We start from the raw sequence: 26429 nt of genomic DNA, 5'->3' as shown, positions 1-26429 counted from the left end.
GGTTACATTCCGAACCCGGAAGCTAAGCCTTACAGCGCCGATGGTACTGCAGGGGGGACCCTGTGGGAGAGTAGGACGCCGCCGAACAATTATTCAGAAGAACCCCCATCCGGGTCCCGGATGGGGGTTCTTCGCATTTCCGGTGACGTATCGTCAGGGCATGGACGATCAGACAGCGGTCATTGCGAACGATGTGCTCCGGCCCGCGCAGCGCGACGGCGCTCTGCGTGTTCTGGCGGAGGCCCAGGCGGTGGACGGCCGGGCCGCCGTGTCCGAGCAGGGCCGGCTCCGGCTGCGGAACGCGGAGACTCCGCGCCCGGGCGTCATCCATCTCGTAGAGACCGAATCCGGGGCCGGATCCGAGTCCGAGACCGGAGCCGTCCTCGGCTACGGCCAGCTGGAGGTGCCGGAGAACCCGGCCGCCAACCCCGCTGCCGAGCTGGTGGTCGATCCCGCCGTCCGCGGTCGCGGCCTGGCCCGTCCGCTGGTGGACGCCGTCCTGGCGCAGGCCCACCGCGCGGGGCGCGAGGCGGTGGACTTCTGGGTGCACGGCGGCCACCCGGCGGCCCGGCACCTGGCCGAGGCGTACGGCGCGGAGCTGGTCCGCGAACTGCGCCAGATGCGTCGGCCCGGCCCGCAGACCGAGGACGTGGTCGTCCCCGCGGGCATCGAGCTCCGTACCTTCCGCCCGGGGGAGGACGACGCCGAGTGGCTGCGGCTGAACGCTCTGGCCTTCGCCCACCACCCCGAGCAGGGCACCTGGACCGAGCAGGACCTGGCCGAGCGGATCGCCGAGCCCTGGTTCGACCCGGCCGGCTTCTTCCTCGCCACCCGGGACGGCAGGGTGGTCGGCTTCCACTGGACCAAGGTGCACCCGGCCACCGCCACCGAGCCCGAGCTGGGCGAGGTGTACGTGGTCGGCGTGGACCCGGCGGAGCAGGGCAGCGGCCTCGGCCGGGCACTGACCGCGGCGGGCCTTCGCCACCTGACCGGCAGCGGCCCCGGCGAGCGCGGACTGGGCGCCGTCCTCCTCTACGTCGACGCCGACAACCCGGTGGCCGTGCGGGTGTACGAACGCCTGGGGTTCACCGTCCACGAGGTGGACCTCATGTACCGGGCCCCGTACCGGGCGCCCCGCCCCGCCTAGCCGCCGGTAGCCGCCGTCGGCCGGAACGCCCCCGGAACACCCCCGGACCGGGGCGCGGACCAGGGAACGGACGGGGTACGGGACGGCCGAACCCCTTGCCCCGACCGACTCAGCTTTCCTCCCGGCCATGCGGTGTTTACCGTGGATTCAATTGCTGCCGCGAAGATCACAGGATGAAGTCCGTAGTGTCTCGCTCGTGCAGAGTCGACCGCCACGCACCGGCCGGTCCTGTACGGACCGCGCCCGGAGGGTGGGTGCTGTCCCCGGGTCCGGCCCGGGGCGAGGGCGACGGCCCGCAGAGCCCATCGCGTCCGGACGCCGTCCTGCTGCTGGAGGAGCTGGAGCCCATGAGCATCCCCCGCCCCGTCTCTGCCCCGCTGTCGCCCCCGGCCCGGATGTCCAGCGCGCTGGGGATCCCGCCGGAGCTGCCGGCCACGGACGACGAGGAGTTCGAAGCGCTGCCGCAGGGCCGCTTCCTGGACCGCGAGCGCAGTTGGCTCGCGTTCAACGAGCGGGTCCTGGAGCTGGCCGAGGACCCGGGCATCCCGCTGCTGGAGCGGGCGAAGTTCCTGGCGATCTTCGCGAGCAACCTGGACGAGTTCTTCATGGTCCGGGTGGCCGGCCTCAAGCGCCGGATCGCCACCGGCGTCGCCACGCGCAGTGCCTCCGGCCTCCAGCCGCGCGAGGTGCTGGACCTGATCTGGACCCGCTCGCGCGAGCTGATGGCCCGCCACGCCGCCGCCTTCCAGCAGGAGGTGCTGCCGGACCTCGCCACCGAGGGCATCGAGCTGGTCCGCTGGTCGGAGCTGGCCGAGAAGGAGCAGGCCCGGCTGCACACGCTGTTCCGGCAGAAGATCTTCCCCGTGCTGACCCCGCTGGCCGTCGACCCGGCGCACCCCTTCCCGTACATATCGGGACTCTCGCTGAACCTGGCCGTCGTGGTGCGCAACCCGGTCTCCGGGCACAAGCACTTCGCGCGGGTCAAGGTGCCGCAGTCGCTGGCCCGCTTCCTGGAGGCCTCGCCCCAGCGGTACGTCCCGCTGGAGGACGTCATGGGCGCCCACCTGGAGGAGCTCTTCCCGGGGATGGAGGTGCTGGCCCACCACGCCTTCCGCGTCACCCGCAACGAGGACCTGGAGGTGGAGGAGGACGACACCGAGAACATCCTCAAGGCCCTGGAGAAGGAGCTGATGCGGCGGCGCTTCGGCCCGCCGGTCCGGCTGGAGGTCGAGGAGTCGATCGACCCGTACATCCTGGACCTGCTGGTGCGGGAGCTGAACATCACCGAGGCGGAGGTCTTCCCGCTGCCCGGGCCGCTGGACCTGACCGGGCTGTTCGGGATCGCCGAGCTGGACCGCCCGGAGCTCAGGTACCCGAAGTTCGTGGCCGGCACGGCCCGCGGGCTGACCGACGTCGAGTCGGCCTCCCAGCCGGACATCTTCGCCGCGATGCGCGAGCGCGACGTGCTGCTGCACCACCCGTACGACAGCTTCTCCACCTCGGTGCAGGCCTTCCTGGAGCAGGCCGCCGCCGACCCGGACGTGCTGGCGATCAAGCAGACCCTGTACCGCACCTCCGGCGACTCGCCGATCGTCGACGCGCTGATCGACGCGGCCGAGTCCGGCAAGCAGGTGCTGGTGCTGGTCGAGATCAAGGCGCGCTTCGACGAGCAGGCCAACATCAAGTGGGCCCGCAAGCTGGAGGAGTCCGGCTGCCACGTGGTGTACGGCCTGGTCGGGCTGAAGACGCACTGCAAGCTCTCGCTGGTGGTCCGGCAGGAGGGCGACACCCTGCGCCGCTACTCGCACGTCGGCACCGGCAACTACCACCCGAAGACGGCCCGGCTGTACGAGGACCTCGGCCTGCTCACCTCCGACCCGCAGGTCGGCGCGGACCTCTCGGACCTGTTCAACCGGCTCTCCGGCTACTCGCGCCGCGAGTCCTACCGCCGTCTGCTGACCGCCCCGCGCGGCCTGCGCGACGGGCTGGTCGCGCGGATCCACAACGAGATCGCCCACCACCGGGCGGGCCGTCCGGCCTACGTGAAGGTCAAGGTCAACTCGATCGTCGACGAGGCCGTGATCGACGCGCTGTACCGGGCCTCCCAGGCCGGGGTGCCGGTGGACGTCTGGGTGCGCGGGATCTGCGCGATCCGCCCGGGTGTCCCGGGGCTGAGCGAGAACATCCGGGTCCGCAGCGTCCTGGGCCGCTTCCTGGAGCACTCCCGGATCTTCGTGTTCGGCAACAACGGCGATCCGGAGGTCTGGATCGGCAGCGCCGACATGATGCACCGCAACCTGGACCGCCGGATCGAGGCGCTGCTGCGGATCACCGATCCGGCGCACCGCGCCGAGCTGTCCGGGCTGATCGACCTCGGGGTGTCGGACGAGACCGAGTCCTGGCACCTGGGGCCGGACGGCGCCTGGACCAGGCACTCGCAGGACGCCGAGGCCCGGCCGCTGCGACACGTCCAGGACCTGCTGATCGACTCGCGCCAGCGCCGCAGGGCCGCCACCTCGCGCTGACGCGCCCACTGATGCGAGCCGCCGGAGCAGTCGGGCCCCTCGGGGCCCGAAGGGGACCTGTTCCGGCGGTCGGCCACCAGCTCCGGGGGACCGCCCCGGGGGAACGGGGATCTACCACGCCATGACCGAAGCGCCGATGACGGCCCAGGCGGCCTCCACAGCGACCGCCGGGGACATCCTCTCCCGCCACCTCACCGTCCAGGCCGGCGCCTTCCTGCGCGCGCTGCCGCTGGCGGTGGGCGAGGTCGGTGCCAGACCCGGGACGGCCTCGACCGTCCCGTCGGCCGGCACCTCGGACCTGCTGCGGGCCGTCCGGCGGATCGGCGGGCTGCTGCACACCTTCGGCTCGGTCTTCGAACAGACCTGGGCGCAGGAGTCGCGCACCGAGCTGCGCTGGCTGCTCAACCTGCTGGCGCTGGAGCCCGGCTACGTCCGCCGCTCGGCCCGGCTGCTGGGCGCGCTGGACCTGCTGAGCGGCACCGACCCGGAGGGGACGGGCATGCTGGCCGGCCACGCGGGCGCCCCCAAGGCGCGCGCGCTGCTGGACCGGCAGCTGACCCTGGCCCGGACCAGGGCGCACTCCACCGTGCTCCAGGAGCTCCGCTCCGCCCGGCTGCACGCGCTGGCGGACCGGATGACCCTGCTGGTCGGCGAGGCGCCGCTGCTGGACTCGGCGGACGGCCGGGCCCCGGCCGTGCTGCTGCCGCAGGCCGCCGCCGCGTTCGCCGCGCTGTCCGCGGGCGCCCAGCAGCTGCCGCTGCAGCGGGCCGCGACGCCGTACGGCGGGGACGGGCTGCGCCGGCTGGGCGCGGTGCCGGCGTCCCGCGGGGCGACGGACGCGGACACCGCGCTGGCGGCCGACGACGCGCCCTGGGCGCGGTTGCGGATCCTGGTGAAGCGGGCCCGGTACGTGCTGGAGGTGTGCGGCCGCGCGTCCTCCGAGCTGGACGGGCTGGACGCGGTGCTGGACCGGCAGCAGGAGGCGGCGGACGCCGCCGTCACCGCCGCCACCGCGGCGCGCACCCCGCGGATCACCCCGGCGACGGCGTACGTGCTGGGCGTGGTGCACGCCGACCAGCGGCTGGAGGTGGAGTCGGCGCGGTACGCCGTCGGCCGCCGCTGGCCGGACCTGCCGCCCGGCCCGGACGGCTGGCTGGAGCTCGTCCCGGCCGACGCCTGGGGGCACTCCGTCGCACCCCGGACGGTCTGAGGTGGGCGAGCGCCCCCGCACCGGCCGGGCGGCGGCCGGTGCGGGGCACGGCCCGGTGATCCTGGCGGCGGGCGCGGTGCTGTGGCTGCCGGGCCGGCCGAAGAAGAGCGGCCGGCTGGGGCGGCCGCGGATCGCGCTGGTCCACCGGCCCAAGTACGACGACTGGAGCCTGCCGAAGGGCAAGCTCGAAGCCGGTGAGGGGATGGCCGAGGCGGCGCTGCGCGAGGTCCGGGAGGAGACCGGGTTCCACTGCCTGCTGGGCCCGGAGCTGCCCACCCAGCACTACCGGGTGCAGGGCCGTCCGAAGGAGGTCCGCTACTGGGCGGCGGTGCCGTCGAGCGGGTCCTTCCGGCCCAACCGGGAGGTGGACCGGCTGGACTGGCTGCCAGCCGGGAAGGCGCGCGCACGGCTCACCCACGACCAGGACCGGCTGCTGGTCGACGCCCTGCTGGCGGTCCTGGGGGCGGAGCCGGTGCGGGCCGCGGGGGCCGGGCCGGTGAAGGAACGGTGGAAGTGATCTCGTCGCGCCCTCCCCGTGACGCAACCGTTACTACCTGACGTAGTTTCCTGTCATCCGTTCGAGGTTCACTCGCCGTTCACTTGCGACCGGCTGTCGTGTCACTTACCCGGCCTAACTTCGGGACCACCGGAGGGCCGCACGGGCCCCGGACCACAGCAAAACCCGCGCTGGGCCGTACGCGTACGGCGCACGCCAAGGGCAATGCCACAGAAAGGGACACCCCTGTGAAGCTCCAGCGGAACGGCCGCTCCAAGGCCCTCGCGATCGGTGCCATGGCGCTCGTCAGCTCGCTGTCGCTCGCCGCCTGCGGGTCGGACAACAACAACAACACGACCGCGTCCGGTGGCTCCAACGGCTCCGCCGCGACCAGCGCGATCAACTGTGGCAAGGCCGGTTCGCTGATCGCCGCCGGTTCGACCGCGCAGACCGCGGCGATGGACGTCTGGAAGACCAGCTTCGCCGCCGCCTGCTCCGGCAGCACGATCAACTACCAGGGTGGCGGCTCCGGTGCCGGCATCCAGCAGTTCAACCAGGGCAAGATCCAGTTCGCCGGCTCCGACTCGGCCCTCAAGCCGGCCGAGGTCGACGCCTCCAAGGCGGTCTGCACCGGCGGCCAGGGCATCGACCTGCCGATGGTCGGCGGTCTGATCTCGCTGGTCTACAACGTCGACGGCGTCGACAACCTGGTCCTGGACGGCCCGACCTCCGCCAAGATCTTCGACTCGCAGATCACCAAGTGGAACGACCCGGCGATCGCCGCCCTGAACCCGGGCGCCAAGCTGCCGGACGCGGAGATCCAGACCTTCCACCGCTCGGACGACGCCGGCACCACCGAGAACCTGACCAAGTACTTCGCCGCCGCCGGCGGCGGCGCCTGGACCTACCCGGCCGGCAAGGCCTGGGCGGCCAAGGGCGGCCAGTCGGCCAACGGCAGCGCCGGCGTCTCGGCCCAGGTGAAGCAGGTCAAGAACTCGATCAGCTACGTCGAGCTGGCCTACGCCCAGACCAACAGCCTGAAGAGCGCCGACATCAACACGGGCGCCTCCAAGCCGGTCGCGGCCACCGCCGAGAACGCCGCCAGCACCATCGCCAAGGCCCAGGCCGCCGGCACCGGCAGCGACCTCGCGCTGAAGCTCGACTACGCGACCAAGGACGAGGGCTCCTACCCGCTGGTCCTGATCACCTACGAGATCGTCTGCGACAAGGGCAACAAGGCCGAGACCCTCGACACCCTGAAGTCCTTCCTGACCTACACGGCCAGCGACGCGGGCCAGAAGGCCGTCGGCGAGAAGGGCTACGTCCCGCTGCCGAAGGCCGTGACCGACAAGGTCAACGGCGTCATCGCGACCCTGGCCTGACCCGACAGGACCCCCGGTGGGGCGGCCCCGTGAGCGAGGGGGGCCGGGGCCGCCCCACCGGAACGCACCACACCCAGCACCACGTCCGGGGCACCGCCGCCATGGTGCCGTTCCCCCTTCCGGGGCGGCACCACCAGACCGGAGTAGACCAATGACTTCATCCTCCCCTGCCGCCCCGCGAGGCAGGGAACGCCGGCCGCGCGACAGCCGGGTCGGCGACAAGATCTTCATGAACCTCGCCCGGGGCTCGGGCATCCTGCTGCTGGTCATCATGGCCGCCATCGCGGCGTTCCTGACCTGGCGGTCGGTCCAGGCCCTGAGCACCAACGAAGGCAACTTCCTCACCTCCTTCGAGTGGACGCCGGACGCCCCGAAGCCCGTCTTCGGCATCGCCGTCCTGGCCTTCGGCACCATCGTCAGCGCCGTCATCGCGATGGCGATCGCCGTCCCGGTGGCCATCGGGATCGCGCTGTTCATCTCGCACTACGCGCCGCGCCGGATCGCCCAGCCGTTCGCCTACCTGGTCGACCTGCTCGCCGCCGTCCCCAGCATCGTCTACGGCCTCTGGGGCGCGCTCTTCCTCGTGCCGCACATGGACGGTCTGACCAGCTGGCTCAACGAGTACCTGGGCTGGACGTACATCTTCGACCAGACCAGGACCGGCACCCCGCGCAACCTGTTCACCGTCGGCATCCTGCTGGCGATCATGGTCCTGCCGATCATCACCGCGGTCTCCCGCGAGGTGTTCCGCCAGGTGCCGCGGATGCACGAGGAGGCGGCGCTCGCGCTCGGCGCGACCCGCTGGGAGATGATCCGCACCGCGGTGCTGCCGTTCGGCCGCCCCGGCATCATCTCGGCCTCGATGCTCGGCCTCGGCCGCGCGCTCGGCGAGACCATCGCGGTCGCGGTGGTGCTGTCCGCCAGCAACGTCCTGTCGCTGCACATCCTCGACGCCGGCGGCGGCACCTTCGCGCAGAACATCGCGCTGAAGTTCGCCGAGGCCGGGGACAACGGCCGCAACGCGCTGATGGCCTCCGGCCTCGTCCTGTTCGTCATCACCCTGCTGGTGAACGGTGCCGCGCGACTGATCATCGCCCGCCGCAAGGAGTACTCGGGGGCCAACGCATGACCGTCACCGCGCTCGTCGAGGACGCCCGGCCCGTCGGCCGTCCGCTGACCGCCAACCGCCTGCCCAAGTGGGCCCCGGCCGCCGTCGCCGCCGGCTCGATCGCCCTCGGCTGCGGGATCGGCGCGGTCGGCGGGCTGGCCAGCCACCTCCAGTGGGGCCTGATCTCGGGCCTGCTCTTCCTCCTGATCAGCTACACCCTCTCGGCCCAGGTCGAGGGCCGTCGGCAGGCCAAGGACCGGTTCGCCACCTCGGTGGTCTGGGTCGCCTTCATCCTGGCCGTCGTCCCGCTGGTCGCCCTGACGGTCTACACCGTCCAGCAGGGCATCCACGTGGTCGACGGGAACTTCCTGGGCCACTCCATGAAGGGCGTGATCCAGTCCGGGCCCGGCGGCGGCATCTACCACGCGCTGATCGGCACCCTGGAGCAGGTCGGCCTGGCCACCGCCATCGCCGCCCCGATCGGTCTGCTGACCGCCGTCTACCTGGTCGAGTACGGCCGCGGCACGCTCGCCAAGGCGGTCACCTTCTTCGTCGACGTCATGACGGGCATCCCGTCGATCGTCGCCGGTCTGTTCATCCTCTCGATCTGGAACCTCGCGCTGGGCTTCAGCTACTCCGGCTTCTCGGGCAGCCTCGCACTGGCGATCCTGATGATGCCGGTCGTGGTCCGGTCCACCGAGGAGATGCTCAAGCTCGTCCCGAACGAGCTGCGCGAGGCCTCGTACGCGCTCGGCGTGCCGAAGTGGAAGACCATCCTGCGGATCGTCCTCCCCACCGCGATCGGCGGCATCACCACCGGTGTGATGCTCGCGGTCGCCCGCATCACGGGCGAGACCGCCCCGGTGATGATGCTGGTGTTCGGCGCCGACTCCATCAACAACAACCCGTTCGAAGGCCCGCAGCAGTCCCTGCCGATGTACATCTGGCAGCAGTACTCGCAGGTCAACAACGACTTCGGCTACGCCCGTGCCTGGGGCGCGGCGCTGGTGCTGATCGCCTTCGTGATGGGGCTCAACCTCATCGCCCGGGGCATCGCGCGCTGGCGCTCGCCCAAGGGCGGGCACTGAGCGACCGACTGACGTACGAGACAGACGAGAGAAGCAACGATCATGGCCAAGCGCATCGACGTCAGCGGACTGTCGGCCTTCTACGGCACCACCAAGGCCATCGAGGACATCTCGATGAGCATCGAGCCCCGCTCGGTGACCGCCTTCATCGGCCCCTCCGGCTGCGGCAAGTCCACCTTCCTGCGGACCCTCAACCGGATGCACGAGGTGATCCCCGGCGCCCGGGTCGAGGGCAAGGTCCTCCTGGACGACGAGAACCTGTACGCCTCCAACGTCGACCCGGTCGCCGTGCGCCGCTCGGTCGGCATGGTCTTCCAGCGCCCGAACCCGTTCCCGACCATGTCGATCTACGACAACGTGATCGCCGGTCTCCGGCTCGCCGGCGTGAAGAAGAAGGCCGTGCTGGACGAGGTGGTGGAGCGCTCGCTGAAGGGCGCCAACCTCTGGAAGGAGGTCCACAACCGGCTGAACAAGCCGGGGGCCGGCCTCTCCGGCGGTCAGCAGCAGCGCCTGTGCATCGCCCGCGCCATCGCGGTCGAGCCCCAGGTCCTGCTGATGGACGAGCCCTGCTCCGCGCTCGACCCGATCTCCACCCTCGCCATCGAGGACCTGATCGGCGAGCTGAAGGAGCAGTTCACCATCGTCATCGTGACCCACAACATGCAGCAGGCGGCCCGCGTCAGCGACCGCACCGCCTTCTTCAACCTGGCCGGCGTCGGCCAGCCGGGCAAGCTGGTCGAGCTGGACGACACCCAGCGGATCTTCTCCAACCCGCAGGTCCAGGCGACCGAGGACTACATCTCCGGCCGCTTCGGCTAGACCGGCCCCGTCACGGGCGGCGCCCCGGCGCCGAGCGGCGTGACGGACCGCGAGCTGTCCCGTGGTGCTGCATGGCGGTGCCGCCACGGGGCATGGAAAAGGGCCCGCCCCCGAGATGTGGGGGCGGGCCCTGTCCGTTCGTGCGTCCTGCTCCGCGCGTCCCGCGGGGCCGTCAGCCCCAGAACAGGTGGGCGAACCAGTACACCAGCGCCGCGACGAGCGCGGCCGCCGGCATCGTGATGAACCAGCCGAGCACGATGTTCTTCGCGACGCCCCAGCGCACCGCGCGGATCCGCTTGGTGGCCCCCGCGCCCATGATCGCCGCGGTGATCACGTGGGTGGTGGAGATCGGCGCCTTGAAGACGAACGAGGTGACGTACATGACCGTGGCGGCGGTGGCCTCGGCGGCGAAGCCCTGCGGCGGGTCCAGCTCGATGATCTTGCGTCCGAGCGTCCGCATGATCCGCCAGCCGCCCGCGTAGGTGCCCAGCGAGAGCATGGTCGCGCAGGAGATCTTCACCCAGACCGGGATCCCGTTGCCGGACTGGTGGCCGGAGATGGTGAGCGCCATCACCACGATGCCCATGGTCTTCTGGGCGTCCTGGAGACCGTGCGCCAGCGCCATCGCGGCGGCCGAGGCGGTCTGGGCGACCCGGAAGTTGCGCTTGGCCTTGTGCGGGTTGGCCCGGCGGAAGATCCACAGGATCGCCAGCATCACCAGGAAGCCGCCGACCAGGCCGACCACCGGCGAGACGATCATCGGGATGACGATCTTGTCGAGGACCCCGCTCCAGATCACGTCGATGCCGCCGGCCATCGCCGCGCCCACCATGCCGCCGAACAGCGCGTGCGAGGAGGAGGACGGCAGGCCGAAGTACCAGGTGACCAGGTTCCAGGCGATCGCCCCGACCAGGGCGGCGAACAGGATCACCATGCCCTTGTCGCCGGTGGGGGTCTCGATGATCCCCTTGGAGACGGTGTGCGCCACGCCGCTGCCGAGGAACGCGCCGGCCAGGTTCATCACCGCGGCCATCGCCAGCGCCGCCCGGGGGGTGAGCGCCCGGGTGGAGACCGAGGTGGCGATCGCGTTCGCCGAGTCGTGGAAGCCGTTGGTGTACGTGAAGAAGAACGCAACGCCGACGACGGCGATGAGTGCTGCCATGTCCACGAGGGTCAGGACTCCTTGACGGCGATGGTCTCCACCGTGTTGGCGACGTGTTCGAACGCGTCCGCCGCCTCCTCAAGGACGTCCACGACCTGCTTGAGCTTGAGGACCTCGATGGCGTCGTACTGACCGGAGAACAGGTGGGCGAGCAGCTTGCGGTGGATCTGGTCGGCCTGGTTCTCCAGCCGGTTGACCTCGATCCAGTACTCGGTGAGGTTGGACATGCTGCGCAGGTTCGGCATCGCCTCGGCGGTGAGCTCCGCGGCGCGCGCCAGCACCTCGATCTGCTGCTCGATGCCCTTCGGCAGGGTCTGGATGTCGTAGAGGACGACCAGGTCGACGGCCTCCTCCATGAAGTCCATGATGTCGTCCAGCGACGAGGCGAGGCTGTAGATGTCCTCGCGGTCGAAGGGCGTGATGAAGGACGAGTTCAGCTGGTGGAAGACGGCGTGGGTGGTGTCGTCCCCGGCGTGCTCGGCGGCGCGCATGCGCTCGACGATCTCCGCACGGGCCGACACGTCTGATCCCAGCAGCTCCAAGAGGAGCTTCGATCCGACGACGAGGTTCTCCGCCGCGGCGGCGAACATGTCGTAGAAGCTCGTCTCCTTCGGGGTCAGGCTAAAACGCACGGAAATCTCCGATGTGCGGGGTAGGGACTGAACGATGCTAGGTGCAACCAAGCGCAATCACGCAAACGGGGGGCCGGGGAAGGAGCCGGAAGCTCCCCTTCCGTTCGGCTGCCGCACCGGCTGATCCGGACCGCACCGCCACGTGCGGACTGGAGCCCTCAGTCTGACGGAACCTCGCCCGGATTGTCCCCGTCGTGCGTACGGAAGACCGGGGCGCCGCTCAGACGGGTGAACCGCCGGCCACCCCCGCTCCCGGCCCGGCGGCACGTGCCGGGTCGGCCGTCGGAACACCACGGAGGGCCCCGGTGTTGGACACTGGTGGCCGACGCAGCCACCAGGCACTGAGACGAAGGCGGGGCCGATGACCACCACGCAAGCGCGCACCGAGCCGGAGCACGCGCAGGGGACCGACCCGCACGCCGGCCACGCCCCGGCCGGGCACCACGGCCCGCACGGCTACAGCGCGCAGAAGGACGCCCACCTCAAGCGGCTGCGCCGGATCGAGGGCCAGATCCGCGGCCTCCAGCGCATGGTGGACGAGGACGTCTACTGCATCGACGTGCTCACCCAGGTCTCGGCCGGCACCAAGGCGCTGCAGTCCTTCGCGCTCTCCCTGCTGGAGGAGCACCTGCGGCACTGCGTCGCCGCGGCCGCCGAGGAGGGCGGCGCCGAACTGGACGCCAAGGTGGCCGAGGCCACCGCCGCGATCAGCCGCCTACTGCGCAGCTGAGCCGCCGGCCGTCCGCCGCTCCGGGGCCCGCCGCGCGGGCCCCGCTAGCCGTCGGCCTCCCGGTCGGCCTGCCCGGGTTCGCTCCGGTCCAGCAGCACCTCGTCGATCCGCTCGGTCGGCAGCCGGTCGCCGGAGCTGGCCGTCGCGGCGATCATCAGCTCCCCGGCCAGATCGATCTCGTCGAGGGCCGCGTCGTCGTGGCCGCCGCTGCGGCCGCCCGTGGACGACACCACCTGCACCACCCCTTCAGTGCCTCGCCAGCCCGGGCGGCAGCCACCCGGAGCCCAGCCTAGGCACTCCGGGGCCCGTCCACATGGCACGGACGGGCCATCTCGGCACCGCCGAAACGGGTGGCCGTCGCTCCCCGGACGGCCACCCGCCCCGGCCGCACCCCGTCTCGCCCCGGCCGCCCGGGAAGCATCGGACCCGCCCTACTTCGGGCTCTCCGTGGGCTTCATCTGGTAGATGTCCGAGGCCGCGGGCTCGGCCGCCTCCACCGGCTTGCCGAAGTCCGCCAACGAGGTCGTCGACGTCACCTTCACCTGGTCCTTGGGCTCCTTCGACCCGGCCACCCCGGCGAAGGTGAACACCTCGACCACCTTGCGCAGCCGGCCCTGGTCGTCCAGCCAGGCGTCGTACGGGACCTCCTTGACGGTGAAGGTCTGCGCGCCCGTCCGCAGGCCGTCCCCGCCCCGCCCGCCGGTCGCGTCGGCGGCCTTCGCCAGGTCCAGGGTGCCCCGGTAGTGGTGCAGCGCGACGCCGTCGACGGTCTCGGTGCCCACCGCCTCCGCCTTCTGCGCCCCGCGCAGCGCCCCCGCCGCCGAGGCCGGGTCGGTGGCGCCGCTGCTGACCAGGTTGCCGTCCGGCAGCTGACGCACGTCCAGCTTGACCCACTTGCCCTCGGGGACCTTGGCGCCGCTGTTCTGGAGGTAGACGGTGCCCGGCAGGACCACCTCGACGATCTTCCCGGTGGTCGCCGCGCCCGGCGGCACCTGGACCTCCAGCCGGCCGATCCGCTTGACGTAGTCGTAGCCGCCGGTGCCGCTGAACGAGGCCTTCTTCTCGGCGGACTCGGTGACCAGCTCCGTCGCGGTGTGCGCGGAGCCGGTGCGGCCGGTGATGTCGGCGGCGTTGCGCACCGCCGTCAGCGGGTCCGCGGCGAGCTGGTCGGGCGCGGCCGACTGCTGGTCGGAGGAGCCGTCGGCGGATCCTCCGGAGCAGCCGGCGGCCCCCGCCGCCAGGGCGGCGGCGAGCAGGGCGGCCCCGGCCGCCGAGCGCAGGTGCGGACCCGGCCGGCGTGCCGGCCGTCCGGTGCGCTGCTGGTCGGTCATCTTCATCCTCGCGACAACCCCCTCGGGCCCGACTGCCCCGCCGGACACCACCGGTGGGCAGAGCTCTTTCCGGGCAAACGAGTTGGGGCGCGAAGGGTTACGGGGCCGGTACCGCCGGAGCGTCGCGCGGGAGGCGTCCGGCGCGTTACGGTGAACCACGTGCACAGTGAGCTGCCGGTCGCACCCGGCACCACCAGGATGCCCGAACACCGCCTCGTGATCAGCGAGCGCGGCTCCTTCGCCTTCGCGACCTGCAGCTGCGGCTGGTACTCCCCGGCCCGCCGCTCGCGCGACCTGGCCCGCCGTGAGGGGGCCGACCACCTCGCCGGGAACGGCGCCGAGCCGGACTGACCGCCTGGACCGCCTGCTCTGACCGCGCCCGCCCGTGAGCGGGTTCAGGCCGCGAGGTCGGACTCCGGCGGCTGCTCCCCGGCCCGCACCGCCCCGCGCCCGCGCCGACGGCCGCGCGGACCGGCCCCGCCGCGGGCCGCGCCGCCGCGCTCGGGCGCCCGGATCAGCGGGGCGACCGCCGTCCGGCTCAGCGCGTGGCAGAACGGCACCAGCACCGCCATCGCGATCGGCGCCAGCAGCAGCACCACGGCGACGGCCAGCGCGAAGCCGCCGATCACGTCGGTCGGGTAGTGGACGCCCATGAACATCCGGCAGAAGCCCTGGAGCAGCGCCAGCCCGCCGGCGATCCAGCCCAGCCTGCGGTTCACCAGGAACAGCGCCACCGCGACGCCCATCGTCATGGTCGAGTGGTCGCTGACGAAGGAGTGGGTGCCGGCCTTGCCGTCCACCAGCACCAGCAGCCCCGGATGGTCGACGAAGGGGCGCGGGCGGTTCACGATCGCGGCGATCGGCAGGTTCGCCAGCTCGGCGACCGCCACCGAGAGCGGCACCCAGAGCAGCCCGGCCATCGCCACCGGTGCGTCCGGACGGCGCCTGGCCTGGAGCCAGGCCACCAGGCCCAGCATCGCCAGGCCGATCAGGATGCCGTACTCGCCGATCCACGAGACCAGGTGGTCAAGCCACTGCGGGGAGCGCTTGGCCAGGCCGTTGACGGCGTAGAGCAGGTCGAGGTCGGGGTTGGTCGTGTCGGCAAGCGGCGTCGACACGCCGCACCTCCTTCTGGTCCACTGCACCTGTACGTTCCCGCCGGGGCCGGCCCGGCGCCGAAAGCTGACGGGGGGCCACCGGACCCAACGTCATCGCCGGGACACAGCGTTCCATGGAAACACGCGGTTATGTAAACGTGACTCAGCGTCCACAGCGCGCACACAGGTCCCGGCCGTCCCGGCCCCCTCGGGCCTACCCTCCCGCCCCGGTGGGGCTCGGCCCGGCCTGCGCGGGCGGGGCGGCGGCCGCGGGCCGGCCGGAGGCCGCCGGGGTGCCGCTCGGAGCACCGCTCGGAGCACTGCCCGGTGCGCCGCCCTGGGTGCCGCCCTGGCCTCCCGCCGGGGCGGTGGGCTCCGTCCCGCCCGGCCGGCTCGGGGCGTTCACCACGCCGTCGTTGTTGCGGGTCGGCAGCGCCTGGGCGCCGTCCGAGGTGACCCGGGTCGCGCCGATGTACTCCCGGGTGTCGATCTTGTCGTAGCGGATCACCGCGCCGGTGTGCGGCGCGTTGATCATGTACCCGCCCCCGACGTAGATCCCGACGTGGTGGATGCTCCGCGGATCGCTCAGGTCCGTCGCCCAGAACACCAGGTCGCCCGGCCGCAGCTGGTCCCGCGACGGGTGCGGCCCGGCGTACCACTGGTCGTTGGCCACCCGGGGCAGGGTGATGCCCACACTGGCGAACGCGGCCTGGGTCAGGCCCGAGCAGTCGAACCGCCCGTTCTGCGAGGGCAGGCCCTCGCCGCCCCACAGGTACGGGGTGCCGAGCTTGGTCTGCGCGAAGTAGATCGCGGCCGACGACTGCGCGGACACCTCCAGCGGCGCGGTCGGCGAGACCGGCGCGGTGAAGCTGCGGGCCATCGCCTGGATGTTCCGGACGTAGCCCTGGGTCTCCCGGTACGGCGGGATCCCGTTGTACTTGAGCACCGCGCCCTCGCCGGCGTTGTAGGCGGCCAGCAGATTGGCCTGCGGGTCGCCCGGGACCTTCGCGACCTGCTTGGCGATCGCGCAGTCGTAGGTCGCGGCCGAGGCGATCGCGTCCAGCGGGTCCCAGACGTCCGCCCTGCCGTCCCCGTTGCCGTCGGTGGCGTACGAGCTCCAGGTGCCCGGCATGAACTGCGCCATGCCCTGCGCCCCGACCCCGGAGCGCGCCTTGGGGTCGAAACCGCTCTCCTGGTACAGCTGCGCCGCGAGCATCGGTGGGGAGATCTCCGCGCAGAGCGCACCCCACCGCTGGATCGGTTCCTGGTAGGCCGCGGGGACCGTTCCGGGGGACAGGGCGGAACGATTCGCCGCCTGCTGCGGCGTCCCACTCGCCGCATAAGTCCCTATCGTCACCAGCCCGATGAACCCGAAACCAACAACTCCCGCAGCGACGGCGGCCGTACCGGCCTTCCGGAGTACCATCAGCACCATCCCGACGAGTCGTCAGTCGAAGTGTCCCGGAAGGCGTTGCTCACCGCAATCATCAGAGATACGAACAGTGAGCGCTATCCTTCGTACGGTGTACATCCTCGCGTACGTGTCCGATGCCTCACGACCAATCCGCGAGAAGTAGCCAAGTCGACATCAGATCTGGCCAAGAATAGGTACCGACCCTTCGCGCGGGCCGGGTCCGGGCCCTTGAATTTGCCTGATCGGGCGGTGAGATGGAAATGAACCTGAGCAGCGTGCACACCAATGCGGTCAGCCACCTGGCCGAGGACCCCCCCAAGAAGCCGAACATCGACACCATCATCGGCGGAATCGCCCCGGACTGGGGGCCGTTCGCGACCCTCGGGTCGGAGGCGCGGGTGATGGTCGAGGTCATCATGGCCGTCGCTATCCTCCTCTGCCTCGGCATCGCGGTCTGGGGCGCGGCCAAGCAGCGGATCGGGGCGACCGCGATGCGCGACAGCTTCGGCGCCGAACAGGGCAAGGGGCTGATCGTCGCCGGACTGACCGGCGTGTTCATCATCGGATCACTCGGCACTCTGTTCACCATTGTCTACGGCATGGCGATCTGACGATCGGACAGCAGTAGTCCGACCTGCCTGAGACCGGGTCCCCGTCCGGACCCCCTCCGACGGCCGGCCCGCCAGGACCCCACCCCCGTTCCCACCCTCCGCTCGCGCCCGCCCCCGGGCGGAGGGCCCCCGGAGCCGCCCCGGCTCCCCGCACCAGGAGGGCCGCCGTGCCGTTGTCCGACGACCAGCCGCGCACCCGTACGCGCCTGCCGGTCGGCGAACAGTCCTCCCCCCAGCAGAACCACCGTCAGTCCCGCCCGCTGCGCGCCCTGCTGGCCGTCCTCGTGGTCGTCACCCTGCTCGTCGTGGCCATCGCCATCGCCAACCGGGTCACACCCGGCAGCGGAAGCGGCACCGGAGGCGGCGGCGCCTCCGCCGACCGCGCCGGTTCCGGCGCCGGCCCCGCCCCCAGCGGCGACCAGCCCGTCGGCACCACCGTCAACGGCATCCCCACCGGCTACCCGCACACCGAACCCGGCGCCCAGTCGGCCGCCACCAACTACGCGGTGGCGATCGGCTCCGCGGACATGTTCCGCACCGACAGCCGGCACGGCATCATCGCCACCATCGCCGACCCGGGCGCCCTGGCGGGGCTCCAGGGCCGGCTGGACCAGGGCTTCGGCGGCGACACCGCCACCCGCTACGGCCTCGACGCCCAGGGCCACGCGCCCAAGGGCCTCACCTTCGTCAGCCGCACGGTACCGGTCGGCACCAAGTCGACGGGCTACAGCGACGGCGACGCCAAGGTCGAGGTGTGGTGCACCGGCCTCACCGGCCTCGCCGGCGAGCACTCCGTCCAGCCGGTGACCACCAACTGGTTCACCCTCACGCTCTCGCTGCACTGGACGGGCAGCGACTGGAAGCTCACCGACTACACCAGCAGGCAGGGCCCCGCGCCGCTGCCCGCAGACCAGCAGGCCGCCACCGCCGATGAGATCACCGGCGCCGTCCAGCAGTTCGGGGGGTTCCGCTTTGCGCGTTGACCAGACCTCACGTCGTTCCGGCGCACGGCGCCGCGTGGGCACCCTCGCCGGTGTGCTGGCCACCTTGCAGGTGGCGGCGCTGTCGGCCGCCCAGCGGGTGTTCGCGGAGCCGTCGCCGACAGCCACTCCGACCTGTCAGAAGGTCGATCTCCCGATCCCCGGCAGTGACGCTGGCTGTGCTCCCGGGGGAGCGGTCGTCATCCCCGGTGGCGGCGCCGTCGGGGCTGTGGCCGATCCGCTCGGGTCGTTGGCCAAGAGCTGTGCGCAGGCCGCCGCGTGGGTGGTGCGGAAGTTGTCGGGGGCGATCGACGGGACGACGCAGGTGGACTTCACCAACGCGTCGTTCCTGCAGCAGTACGCCGTGGTGTTCGCCGTGTCGACGGTGATCACGTTGGTGCTGTGGCTGCTGGCGGTGGCGAAGCGGGCGGTGCGGGGGGCGCCGTTGGCGACGGCGTTCTCGGAGGCGATCGGCTTCCTGTGGCTGACGGTGGTGGCGTCCGCGTTCACGCCGTTGATCCTGTACACCGTGGTGAGCGTGACGGACGGGCTGACCAAGGCGATCGCGGTCGGGACGAAGACGGACACCGGGTCGTACCTGGGGGGCTTCGCCGACACGCTGGAGAAGGGCGACGTGGGCGGCGGCCCGCTGATACTCGTGATCGTGTCGCTGGTCGCGGTGCTGGCGGCGGCGGTGCTCTGGGTGGAGCTGCTGATCCGGGCGGCGATGCTGTACGTCGGCGCGCTGCTGGGTACGGCGGTGTACGCGGGGCTGGTGGACCGGCAGCTGTGGAAGCACGTGCGGCGCTGGGCGGGGGTGATGCTGGCGGTGGACCTGGCGAAGCCGATCATCGTGGTCATCCTGGGCCTGGCGGGCGCGGTGGCGACCGGCTCCGGGGCGGACGACGACTTCGCCCGGGTGCTGTCCGGGCTGGCGATCCTGTTCCTGTCGATCTTCGCGAGCGCCTCGGTCTACCGCTTCGTGCCGGGCTTCGGCGACGAGATGCTGAACATGCGCGGGGCCCGGGCCAATGCCGTGCAGGCCGGTTCGGCGATGATCAACGGCACCGCGAACCTGATGAAGCAGGGCATCAGCACCCACGGCGACCGCGGTCAGGCGGCCGGTACGGGTGGCGGCGGGGGTGCCGGCGGCGGTTCGGTCGCGCCGGGCATCGCCGCGCACGCCGGGCGGACGCCGTCCCCGCCGCCGCAGGGCGGGCCGAAGCAGGGCCCGGTTCCGATCCGCGACAGCAATCCAGCGAAGGGAGGGTGACGGGTAAGTGAGCAGTGAACCGCTCGGCCAGTACGGTGCCCAGTACGCCCAGCCGTACGTCCACCAGCGCCGCACCTACCTGATCGGCAAGGCCCGCCCGAACGCGCCGATCGGCCGGAACCGGGAGTCCGGCGAGATCGTGCTGATCATCTTCGGGGCCTTCCTCGGCATGCTCTGGGGCCTGCTGATGCCGGTCCTGCCGCTGCGGATCGGCGGTCTGGTCGGTCTGCCGGCGCTCGCCATCGCGGCGGTGTACGTGCCGTACCGCAGGCGGACGTTCTACAAGTGGGTGGAGATCAACCGCACCTACCGCCGGACGGTCCGCAGCGGGCGGGCGGTGTGGCGTTCGGACGTGATGGACGCGGGCACCCGGCTGGACGGCCGGGAGGTGGAGGTCGGCCCGCCGCCGGGGGTGGGGCGGCTGCGCTGGCTGACGGCGCCGTTCGGGCCGGACGAGGTCGGGGTGCTGATGCACCTGGAGCGGCGCACGGTGACGGCCGCGATCGAGATCGAGGGCCCGGGCGTGGGCCTGCGGGACTCGGAGGACCAGGAGGCCCTGGTCGACCGTTTCGGGACGCTGCTGAAGCACGTCGCCAACGGGGACGGCTTCGTGACGCGGCTGCAGATCCTGGCCCGGACCCTGCCGGCCGACCCGGACGCGCACGCCAAGGACGTCGAGCGGCGCGGGGACCCGTCCTCGCCGCGCTGGCTGCAGGACTCGTACGACCAGCTCCAGTCGATGGTGTCGACCTCCTCGGAGCAGCACCGGGCGTACCTGGTGGCCTGCATGCACTACACCCGTGACCTGGCCGCCGAGGCGCACGCGATGGGCCGGACAGCCACCGGGCGGCGGGCGCGGGACGACGAGGGGCTGGCGGCCGTGATGGCGCGCGAGCTGACCGACATCTGCGCCCGGCTGGCCGAGGCGGACATCCGGGTGCGCCAGCCGCTGGGCCAGGCCCGGCTCTCCTCGCTGCTGCACTCGATGTACGACCCGGACCACCCGATCGACCACATCCAGGCGATGTCCCGGCGCAACGCCTGGCCGGCCGAGCTGGACGCGACCGACCCGCAGTACCTGCAGGCGAAGACCCGGGAGTCGGCGACCCGGGAGCCGTGGTGCCACGCGACCGCGTGGATCAAGGAGTGGCCGCTCACCCCGGTGGGCGTCAACTTCCTGGCGCCGCTGCTGGTGCACACCCCGGACGTGATCCGGACGGTCGCGGTGACGATGGACCTGGAGCCCACCGACGTCGCGATCGAGCGGATGCTGACCGAGAAGACCAACGACGAGGCCGAGGCGAGCCGCGCGGCCAAGATGAACCGCACGGTCGACCCGCGCGACCTGGCCCACACCGGCCGGGTGGACCAGCGCGGCGACGACCTGGCCTCCGGCGCGGCCGGGGTGAACCTGGTCGGCTACATCACGGTCTCCTCGCGCAACCCCGACGCGCTGGCCCGCGACAAGCGGACCATCCGGGCCTCGGCCGGCAAGAGCTACCTCAAGCTGGAGTGGTGCGACCGCGAGCACCACCGGGCCTTCGTCAACACCCTCCCGTTCGCCACCGGCATCCGCCGCTGAGCGGACGCACCCGCACACCCGTGCACCCGCACACCCGTACGTCCGTACGTCCGTCCACCGCTGACCCGTCAGGAGCCCGCCCATGGCGCTCGGCAACCTCTCCGAGGCGTTCACCAGCCTGATGTTCGGCAAGGTGGAGACCACCCGTCTGCCGGTGCGCACCTCCACCGGCCAGGCGCAGGCCGTCTACCTGCCGACCGCCGCGCCGGGGCTGGGCGACTCCGGGGTGATCATCGGGCGTGAGGTGTACAGCGGCAAGGGGTACGTCTACGACCCGTTCCAGCTGTACGGGCAGCAGCTGCCCGCCCCGCACTGGCTGGTGCTCGGCGAGTCCGGCAACGGCAAGTCGGCGCTGGAGAAGACGTACGTGCTGCGGCAGCTGAGGTTCCGCGACCGCCAGGTCGTGGTGCTGGACGCGCAGGGCGAGGACGGCGTGGGCGAGTGGAACCTGATCGCCAACGCGCTGGGCATAAAGCCGGTCCGGCTGGACCCGATGGCGGCCCGGGACGGCGGGGTGAAGCTCAACCCGCTGGACCCGGCGATCACCCAGAACGGCCAGCTGTCGCTGCTGCGCACGATCGTCGAGGTGGCGATGGGGCGCGGGCTGGAGGAGCGGGCCGGCTTCGCGCTGAAGGCCGCGCACGCCCACGTGGTGGCCTCGGTGAAGGACCGCCAGCCGGTGCTGGACGACATCATCGACACCCTGCGCAACCCCGAGCTGTCCTCGGTGGAGTCACTCGGTGTGGCGGTGGGCGAGGTGCAGTCCTGGGGCCTGGACGTGGCGCTGGTGCTGGACCGGCTGGTCGACGGCGACCTGCGGGGCATGTTCGACGGGTCGACGACCGACGGCATCGACCTGGACGCGCCGCTGATCGTCTTCGACCTCTCGCACATCGACCGCAACTCGATCGCGATGCCGATCCTGATGGCGATCGTCGGGGTGTGGCTGGAGCACACCTGGATCCGGCCGGACCGGAAGAAGCGCATCTTCCTGGTCGAGGAGGCCTGGCACATCATCAACAGCCCCTTCGTGGCCCAGCTGTTCCAGCGGCTGCTGAAGTTCGGCCGCCGGCTCGGCCTGTCCTTCGTCGCGGTGGTCCACCACCTGTCCGACGTGGTGGACGGCGCGGCGGCCAAGGAGGCCTCGGCGATCCTGAAGATGGCCTCGACCCGGACGATCTACATGCAGAAGGCCGAGGAGGCGCGGGCCACCGGCCGGGTGCTGGGCCTGCCGCGCTGGGCGGTGGAGATCATCCCGACCCTGTCGCCGGGCATCGCGGTCTGGGACGTCAACAGCAACGTCCAGGTGGTCAAACACATCATCACCGAGGCGGAGCGCCCGCTGGTCTACACCGACCGCGCGATGACCGAGGACGCGGTGGCCGAACGGGTGCGCGCGGACCAGAAGTTGGCGGCCGAGCCGGGGGTCTGAGGGGCCTTCTCCGCAGGCTCCGCACCCGGCGGACGGTGACGGTTCGTCCGTAGGTAATCCTCTCGTTACGTTCCACGTCCTGACAGCTACGCGCGTTGACCCTAGGCTTCGCAGTCGCAACACATGTCACACGCCCGAACGCCGCCGCTGTCCGCAGCCGGTGCTCCCTCCAAGGTGCAGGGGAACCCTTCATGCTCACCGTCAGATCCCGACGGACGGCGCTCGCCGTCGTCGCCGCCGCTGGTCTGCTCGGCACGGTCGTCGTGCCGACGGCCGCCCAGGCCGCCGACGCCAAGCGCCACAAGACCGTCAACCTCCAGCTGCTGGCGATCAACGACTTCCACGGAAACCTGGAGCCTCCGGCCGGTTCGTCCGGCACGATCAAGGAGATCGACCCGGCCACCGGCAAGGAGGTCGCCACCCCGGCCGGCGGCATCGAGTACCTGGCCACCGAGCTGCGCAAGGCGCGCATCCCGGCCGACGACTCGATCACCGTCGCGGCCGGCGACATCATCGGCGCCAGCCCGCTGACCTCGGCGCTCTTCCACGACGAGCCGACCATCGAGGCGATGGACAAGCTCGGCCTGGACGTCACCTCCGTGGGCAACCACGAGTTCGACGAGGGCGCGCAGGAGCTGCGTCGCATGCAGGACGGCGGCTGCCACCCGACCGACGGCTGCTACGAGCCCGGCCGCACCTTCAAGGGCGCCAACTTCAACTACCTGTCGGCCAACGTCACCGACGAGAAGACCGGCAAGCCGCTGCTGGCGCCCTACTGGGTGACCAAGTCCCAGGGCGTGAAGGTCGGCTTCATCGGCGTCACCCTGGAGGGCACGCCGAACATCGTGACCGCCGAGGGCGTCAAGGGCCTGAAGTTCGCCAACGAGGTCACCACGATCAACAAGTACGCCGCCGAGCTCAAGGCCAAGGGCGTCAACTCGATCGTCGCGCTGATCCACGAGGGCGGCTACCCGGCCAGCAGCGTCTACAACTACGACTGCGGCGCGGCCGGTCAGGGCATCTCCGGCCCGATCGTCGACATCGCCAAGAAGATCGACCCGGCGGTCGGCGCCATCGTCACCGGCCACACCCACAACGCGTACGCCTGCAGCATCCCCGACCCCGACGGCGTCCCGCGCTCGGTGACCAGTGCCGCCTCCTTCGGCCGGCTCTTCACCGAGATCGACATGAAGCTGGACAAGACCACCGGCGAGATCGTGCGCCCCTCGGTCAAGGCCGAGAACCACGTGGTGCGCCGCACGGTCGAGAAGGCGTCCGACATGACGGCGCTGGTCGACCACTACTCCAAGCTGGCCGCCCCGATCGCCAACCGTCCGGTCGGCTACGTCGCCTCGGACATCAACGGCCGCGGCAGCAGCGACCTGGAGAAGCCGCTCGGTGACGTGATCGCCGACTCGCAGCTCGCCGGGCTGGCCCCGGCCGACAAGGGCGGCGCCCAGGTCGCCTTCATGAACCCCGGCGGCATCCGCTCCGACCTGGTCTACAAGGCCTCCGGCGGCGAGGGCGACGGCGTGGTGACCTACGGCGAGGCGTTCACCGTCCAGCCGTTCACCAACATGATGCAGGTCAAGACGCTGACCGGGGCCCAGCTGATCCAGCTGCTCCAGCAGCAGGTGAGCGGCTCCAACGCGGCCGCGCCGAAGGTCCTCCAGGTGTCCTCGAACCTGCACTACACCCTGGACATGCGCAAGACCGGTGCGGACCGGGTGGTCGTGGACTCGGTGCGGCTGAACGGCGCGCCGGTCGACCCGGCGGCCACTTACCGGGTCGCGGCCAACGAGTTCCTGGCCGGCGGCGGCGACGGCTTCCCGGCCTTCGCGGCCGGCACCGACAAGCTGGTCGGCGCCTCGGACCTGGACGTCTTCGTGGCCTACCTGAGCGCCCACAGCACGGCGGCCTCGCCGCTCCAGGCCCCGGCGCGGGACCGGATCAAGATCATCGGCCCGGGCAGCGACATCGACTGACCGTGAGCCGGCTCCGGGGCGTGAGCCCTGGGACGGGGGCGGGTGGGGCGCTGTCGGGGCGCCCCACCCGCCCCTTTCGTCATTCCGTCATTCCGTCATTCCGGGGCGGGGCCGCCGGGCAGGCGGACGGTGGCCAGCGCGCCCGGACCGCCGTCGGCGGCCGGGCCGAGGGTGACCTCGCCACCCGCCTCCCGGACGCTCTGCGCGACGATCGACAGCCCGAGGCCGGAGCCGGGCAGCTGGCGCGAGGAGGGCGAGCGCCAGAACCGGTCGAAGACGTACTGGAGCTCGTCCGGCGGGATGCCGGGGCCGTGGTCGCGGACGGTCAGCACGCCCCGGTGCAGCCGGACGTCGATGGTGCCGCCGGGCGGGCTGTACTTGACCGCGTTGTCCAGCAGGTTGATCACCGCCCGTTCCAGCCCGGCCGCGTCGCCGTGTACGTACCAGGGCTCGGTGTCGGTCTCGAAGACCAGCCCCGGGCCGCGCAGCTTGGCCCGTTCGACGGCCCGTCCGGCGAGCTCGTGCAGGGCGACCACGGTGGGGGCCGGGCCGCTCTTCGGGGTGTCCGGGCGGGAGAGCTGGAGCAGGTCGCCGATCAGCACGGTGAGCTCCTGCATCTGCGCCTTCATGTTGCCGAGCAGCTTGGTCTTGGTGGCGGCGGGCAGCGGGCGGCCGGTGTCGTTGCTGCGGATCAGCAGGTCGACGTTGGTGCGCAGGGAGGTCAGCGGGGTGCGGAGCTCGTGCCCGGCGTCGGCTATCAGCCGGGTCTGCCGCTCGCGGGAGTTGGCGAGGGCGGTGCTCATCGAGTTGAAGGACGTGGAGAGGCGGGCGATCTCGTCGTGTCCGTTGACGGGGATGGTGGTGCCCACCTCCTCGGTCCGGGCGATGTGCTCGACGGCGTCGGTGAGCTGGTCGACGGGCTTGAGGGAGGAGCGGGCGACCAGCCGGCCGGCGATGGCGGCGAGCAGGATGCCGCCGGCGGAGACGGAGCCGAGGAGGATGGCGAGGCCCTGGAGGGAGTCCTCGACGGGCTGGGTGGGCGTCGCCACCATCACCAGCACCGGTGGGAGTCCGGGGTTGCGTGCGACGGAGATCCGGACCATGGCGGGATCGCCGTTGGTGTAGTGGCCGTCGCGAATGATCGACTGGGTGCCCTTGAGCCGGAGCGCCTGGGCGTCGTCCTTCTGGAGCGCGATCGCCCTGGCCGCGTTCGGAGGCAGGCATACCTGGATCGGATCCGTCACGACGTACTGGGTGTCGCGGGGAACGGGGCCACCGGTCACTTCCGGCGAGGCCGTCTGCACCTGCTGGAGAGCCGCCTCCGGCGAGCTGGGACAGGGGACGTGGAGAACCACCCCTCGCGGCTGCGGCGCGTTGCGCAGCTCCGTCTCCACCTGACCGTAGAGCTGCTTCTCCACGATGAACCAGCACGCCAGCGCCGACAGCGCGATCGCCACCGCCACCGCCGCCGCGCTCAGGAAGGTGAGGCGGCTGCGCAGCGAGCGGGAGCGGAACCAGTGGAGGAGGCGCTGTCGGCGGCGGGGTGTGCGGGGCGGTGCCAGCGGGGGTGCCAGCGGTGGGGGCGGGACGTGGTTCACGCGCTCGTGCCGGCGGCCGGGCGCAGGGCGTAGCCGACGCCGCGTACGGTCTGGATCAGGCGGGGCATGCCGCCCTGCTCGGTCTTGCGGCGCAGGTACATCACGTACACGTCGAGGGAGTTGGAGGAGGGCTCGAAGTCGAAGCCCCAGACCGCCTTGAGGATCTGCTCGCGGGTGAGGACCTGGCGGGGGTGGGCGAGGAACATCTCCAGCAGCATGAACTCGGTGCGGGTGAGCTCGATCGGCTTGCCGGCCCGGGTGACCTCGCGGGTGGCGGTGTTCATCCGCAGGTCGGCGAAGGCGAGCACCTCGCTCTCGTCCTCGACGGCGGCGCGGGCGGCGGCCTCGGCGGCGAGGGCGTTGCGGCGCAGCAGGGCGCGGACGCGGGCGAGCAGTTCGTCGAGCTCGAAGGGCTTGGCGAGGTAGTCGTCGGCGCCGACGTCGAGGCCGGTGACGCGGTCGCCGACGGCGTCGCGGGCGGTCAGCATCAGCACCGGGACGGTGTCGCCGCGGGAGCGCATCCGGCGGACGGCGGTGAGGCCGTCCATCCGGGGCATCATGATGTCCAGCAGGACGAGGTCGGGCCGGTCGCGTTCGACGGATTCCAGGGCTTCGTAGCCGTCGGTGGCGGTGGCGACCTCGTACCCCTCGAAGGCGAGGCTGCTCTCCAGGGCGTCCCGGAGGGCGGGTTCGTCGTCGACCACGAGGAGCCGGGCGAAGGGGTGGCCGGCCTCGGCGGTGGTGCGGTCGTCGGCGGACGGGGTCATGGGCGGGTGCCCTTTCTCGTCGGGTGGAGGGCCTGCTGGGAGCAATTGTCCGTCTCAGGG

The 26429-nt window shown here is 71.7% G+C and carries 24 protein-coding genes and 1 rRNA gene; 17 read left to right on the top strand and 8 right to left on the bottom strand.

Translation table 11 applies throughout. The annotated features are described in order from the left end of the window. The 9 genes from rrf to pstB form a co-directional block, all read left to right on the top strand. Nucleotides 1-87, top strand: a 5S ribosomal RNA gene (gene rrf, locus ACWDCZ_RS14455); the annotation flags it as partial. 73 nt (nt 88-160) lie between these two features. Next, complete coding sequence (mshD, locus tag ACWDCZ_RS14450; protein ID WP_449816055.1) at nt 161-1147, top strand: mycothiol synthase; 987 nt, start codon at nt 161-163, stop codon at nt 1145-1147. A gap of 347 nt (nt 1148-1494) precedes the next feature. Next, nucleotides 1495-3672, top strand: coding sequence for an RNA degradosome polyphosphate kinase (locus tag ACWDCZ_RS14445; RefSeq protein ID WP_380742971.1), 2178 nt, complete (start codon nt 1495-1497; stop codon nt 3670-3672). Nucleotides 3673-3793: 121 nt separating this feature from the next. Next, complete coding sequence (locus ACWDCZ_RS14440; RefSeq protein ID WP_074006420.1) at nt 3794-4882, top strand: CHAD domain-containing protein; 1089 nt, start codon at nt 3794-3796, stop codon at nt 4880-4882. 1 nt (nt 4883) lies between these two features. Next, a complete protein-coding gene (locus ACWDCZ_RS14435; RefSeq protein ID WP_049655980.1) occupies nt 4884-5399 on the top strand; it encodes an NUDIX hydrolase in 516 nt (171 codons plus the stop codon). Between the two features lie 227 nt (nt 5400-5626). Further along, nucleotides 5627-6760 (top strand): phosphate ABC transporter substrate-binding protein PstS, encoded by a 1134-nt coding sequence (gene pstS / locus ACWDCZ_RS14430; RefSeq protein WP_049655979.1) that lies wholly within the window; start codon nt 5627-5629, stop codon nt 6758-6760. A gap of 151 nt (nt 6761-6911) precedes the next feature. Further along, nucleotides 6912-7889, top strand: coding sequence for a phosphate ABC transporter permease subunit PstC (gene pstC, locus ACWDCZ_RS14425; protein WP_049655977.1), 978 nt, complete (start codon nt 6912-6914; stop codon nt 7887-7889). Further along, nucleotides 7886-8956 carry a phosphate ABC transporter permease PstA gene (gene pstA / locus ACWDCZ_RS14420; RefSeq protein WP_049655976.1) on the top strand — a complete coding sequence of 357 codons (1071 nt, stop codon included), beginning with the start codon at nt 7886-7888 and terminating at the stop codon, nt 8954-8956. The genes pstC and pstA overlap by 4 nt, the downstream gene beginning before the upstream one ends. 42 nt (nt 8957-8998) lie before the next feature. Next, complete coding sequence (gene pstB, locus ACWDCZ_RS14415; protein WP_049655974.1) at nt 8999-9775, top strand: phosphate ABC transporter ATP-binding protein PstB; 777 nt, start codon at nt 8999-9001, stop codon at nt 9773-9775. Nucleotides 9776-9947: 172 nt separating this feature from the next. Here pstB and ACWDCZ_RS14410 read toward each other — a convergent pair whose 3' ends face one another. Then, complete coding sequence (locus ACWDCZ_RS14410; RefSeq protein WP_049655972.1) at nt 9948-10943, bottom strand: inorganic phosphate transporter; 996 nt, start codon at nt 10941-10943, stop codon at nt 9948-9950. 5 nt (nt 10944-10948) lie between these two features. Continuing rightward, entirely contained in the window at nt 10949-11569 is a 621-nt protein-coding gene (locus ACWDCZ_RS14405) for a DUF47 domain-containing protein (protein WP_030059626.1), read from the bottom strand. A gap of 361 nt (nt 11570-11930) precedes the next feature. On the opposite strand from ACWDCZ_RS14405, the gene ACWDCZ_RS14400 reads away from it, so the two are divergent. Then, complete coding sequence (locus ACWDCZ_RS14400) at nt 11931-12299, top strand: metal-sensitive transcriptional regulator (RefSeq protein WP_049655968.1); 369 nt, start codon at nt 11931-11933, stop codon at nt 12297-12299. Nucleotides 12300-12343: 44 nt separating this feature from the next. Here ACWDCZ_RS14400 and ACWDCZ_RS14395 read toward each other — a convergent pair whose 3' ends face one another. Both ACWDCZ_RS14395 and ACWDCZ_RS14390 read right to left on the bottom strand, forming a co-directional pair. Further along, nucleotides 12344-12532 carry a hypothetical protein gene (locus ACWDCZ_RS14395; protein WP_049655983.1) on the bottom strand — a complete coding sequence of 63 codons (189 nt, stop codon included), beginning with the start codon at nt 12530-12532 and terminating at the stop codon, nt 12344-12346. A gap of 198 nt (nt 12533-12730) precedes the next feature. Then, a complete protein-coding gene (locus ACWDCZ_RS14390) occupies nt 12731-13630 on the bottom strand; it encodes a LolA-like protein (RefSeq protein WP_079272945.1) in 900 nt (299 codons plus the stop codon). A 159-nt stretch (nt 13631-13789) separates the two neighbouring features. Here ACWDCZ_RS14390 and ACWDCZ_RS14385 point away from each other — a divergent pair, with 159 nt between their 5' ends. Continuing rightward, the gene (locus ACWDCZ_RS14385) at nt 13790-13981 is read left to right on the top strand and encodes a hypothetical protein (protein WP_143204767.1); all 192 of its coding nucleotides are present in this window, start codon (nt 13790-13792) and stop codon (nt 13979-13981) included. Nucleotides 13982-14025: 44 nt separating this feature from the next. Here the strand turns inward: ACWDCZ_RS14385 and ACWDCZ_RS14380 are convergent, their stop codons facing one another. Then, nucleotides 14026-14748, bottom strand: coding sequence for a phosphatase PAP2 family protein (locus ACWDCZ_RS14380; RefSeq protein ID WP_074006422.1), 723 nt, complete (start codon nt 14746-14748; stop codon nt 14026-14028). A 193-nt stretch (nt 14749-14941) separates the two neighbouring features. Further along, entirely contained in the window at nt 14942-16153 is a 1212-nt protein-coding gene (locus ACWDCZ_RS14375) for a C40 family peptidase (protein WP_117491881.1), read from the bottom strand. 248 nt (nt 16154-16401) lie between these two features. On the opposite strand from ACWDCZ_RS14375, the gene ACWDCZ_RS14370 reads away from it, so the two are divergent. From ACWDCZ_RS14370 to ACWDCZ_RS14345, 6 genes are all read left to right on the top strand, one after another. Further along, nucleotides 16402-16752 (top strand): hypothetical protein, encoded by a 351-nt coding sequence (locus tag ACWDCZ_RS14370; RefSeq protein ID WP_049654299.1) that lies wholly within the window; start codon nt 16402-16404, stop codon nt 16750-16752. Nucleotides 16753-16919: 167 nt separating this feature from the next. Then, entirely contained in the window at nt 16920-17735 is an 816-nt protein-coding gene (locus ACWDCZ_RS14365; RefSeq protein WP_449816054.1) for a hypothetical protein, read from the top strand. Next, nucleotides 17683-19005, top strand: a complete 1323-nt coding sequence (locus ACWDCZ_RS14360; protein ID WP_449816053.1) for a hypothetical protein — start codon at nt 17683-17685, stop codon at nt 19003-19005. Before ACWDCZ_RS14365 ends, ACWDCZ_RS14360 begins: the two co-directional genes overlap by 53 nt. A gap of 7 nt (nt 19006-19012) precedes the next feature. Beyond that, nucleotides 19013-20587: an SCO6880 family protein gene (locus ACWDCZ_RS14355; protein ID WP_049654294.1), complete on the top strand. Its 1575-nt coding sequence runs from the start codon at nt 19013-19015 to the stop codon at nt 20585-20587. A gap of 82 nt (nt 20588-20669) precedes the next feature. Beyond that, nucleotides 20670-22019 carry an ATP-binding protein gene (locus ACWDCZ_RS14350; RefSeq protein ID WP_049654291.1) on the top strand — a complete coding sequence of 450 codons (1350 nt, stop codon included), beginning with the start codon at nt 20670-20672 and terminating at the stop codon, nt 22017-22019. 191 nt (nt 22020-22210) lie between these two features. Then, on the top strand, nt 22211-24004 hold the full coding sequence (locus tag ACWDCZ_RS14345; RefSeq protein WP_380777463.1) for a bifunctional metallophosphatase/5'-nucleotidase: 1794 nt from the start codon (nt 22211-22213) through the stop codon (nt 24002-24004). Nucleotides 24005-24099: 95 nt separating this feature from the next. Here ACWDCZ_RS14345 and ACWDCZ_RS14340 read toward each other — a convergent pair whose 3' ends face one another. Both ACWDCZ_RS14340 and ACWDCZ_RS14335 read right to left on the bottom strand, forming a co-directional pair. Continuing rightward, a complete protein-coding gene (locus tag ACWDCZ_RS14340) occupies nt 24100-25602 on the bottom strand; it encodes a HAMP domain-containing sensor histidine kinase (RefSeq protein ID WP_449816052.1) in 1503 nt (500 codons plus the stop codon). After that, complete coding sequence (locus ACWDCZ_RS14335; RefSeq protein WP_074006426.1) at nt 25599-26369, bottom strand: response regulator transcription factor; 771 nt, start codon at nt 26367-26369, stop codon at nt 25599-25601. Before ACWDCZ_RS14335 ends, ACWDCZ_RS14340 begins: the two co-directional genes overlap by 4 nt. Nucleotides 26370-26429 lie beyond the last annotated feature (60 nt).

The organism is Kitasatospora sp. NPDC001225 (genome assembly GCF_053597855.1).
This window is presented reverse-complemented; position numbering and strand designations above follow the sequence as displayed.

Coding starts and splice junctions, on each gene's coding strand:
- ACWDCZ_RS14440 (WP_074006420.1), top strand. CDS start 3,794: ATGACCGAAGCGCCGATGACGGCCCAGGCGGCCTCCACAGCGACCGCC.
- ACWDCZ_RS14335 (WP_074006426.1), bottom strand. CDS start 26,369: ATGACCCCGTCCGCCGACGACCGCACCACCGCCGAGGCCGGCCACCCC.
- ACWDCZ_RS14390 (WP_079272945.1), bottom strand. CDS start 13,630: ATGACCGACCAGCAGCGCACCGGACGGCCGGCACGCCGGCCGGGTCCG.
- pstC (WP_049655977.1), top strand. CDS start 6,912: ATGACTTCATCCTCCCCTGCCGCCCCGCGAGGCAGGGAACGCCGGCCG.
- pstA (WP_049655976.1), top strand. CDS start 7,886: ATGACCGTCACCGCGCTCGTCGAGGACGCCCGGCCCGTCGGCCGTCCG.
- ACWDCZ_RS14360 (WP_449816053.1), top strand. CDS start 17,683: ATGAGATCACCGGCGCCGTCCAGCAGTTCGGGGGGTTCCGCTTTGCGC.
- ACWDCZ_RS14345 (WP_380777463.1), top strand. CDS start 22,211: ATGCTCACCGTCAGATCCCGACGGACGGCGCTCGCCGTCGTCGCCGCC.
- ACWDCZ_RS14400 (WP_049655968.1), top strand. CDS start 11,931: ATGACCACCACGCAAGCGCGCACCGAGCCGGAGCACGCGCAGGGGACC.
- ACWDCZ_RS14375 (WP_117491881.1), bottom strand. CDS start 16,153: ATGGTACTCCGGAAGGCCGGTACGGCCGCCGTCGCTGCGGGAGTTGTT.
- pstB (WP_049655974.1), top strand. CDS start 8,999: ATGGCCAAGCGCATCGACGTCAGCGGACTGTCGGCCTTCTACGGCACC.
- ACWDCZ_RS14370 (WP_049654299.1), top strand. CDS start 16,402: ATGAACCTGAGCAGCGTGCACACCAATGCGGTCAGCCACCTGGCCGAG.
- mshD (WP_449816055.1), top strand. CDS start 161: ATGGACGATCAGACAGCGGTCATTGCGAACGATGTGCTCCGGCCCGCG.
- ACWDCZ_RS14350 (WP_049654291.1), top strand. CDS start 20,670: ATGGCGCTCGGCAACCTCTCCGAGGCGTTCACCAGCCTGATGTTCGGC.
- ACWDCZ_RS14445 (WP_380742971.1), top strand. CDS start 1,495: ATGAGCATCCCCCGCCCCGTCTCTGCCCCGCTGTCGCCCCCGGCCCGG.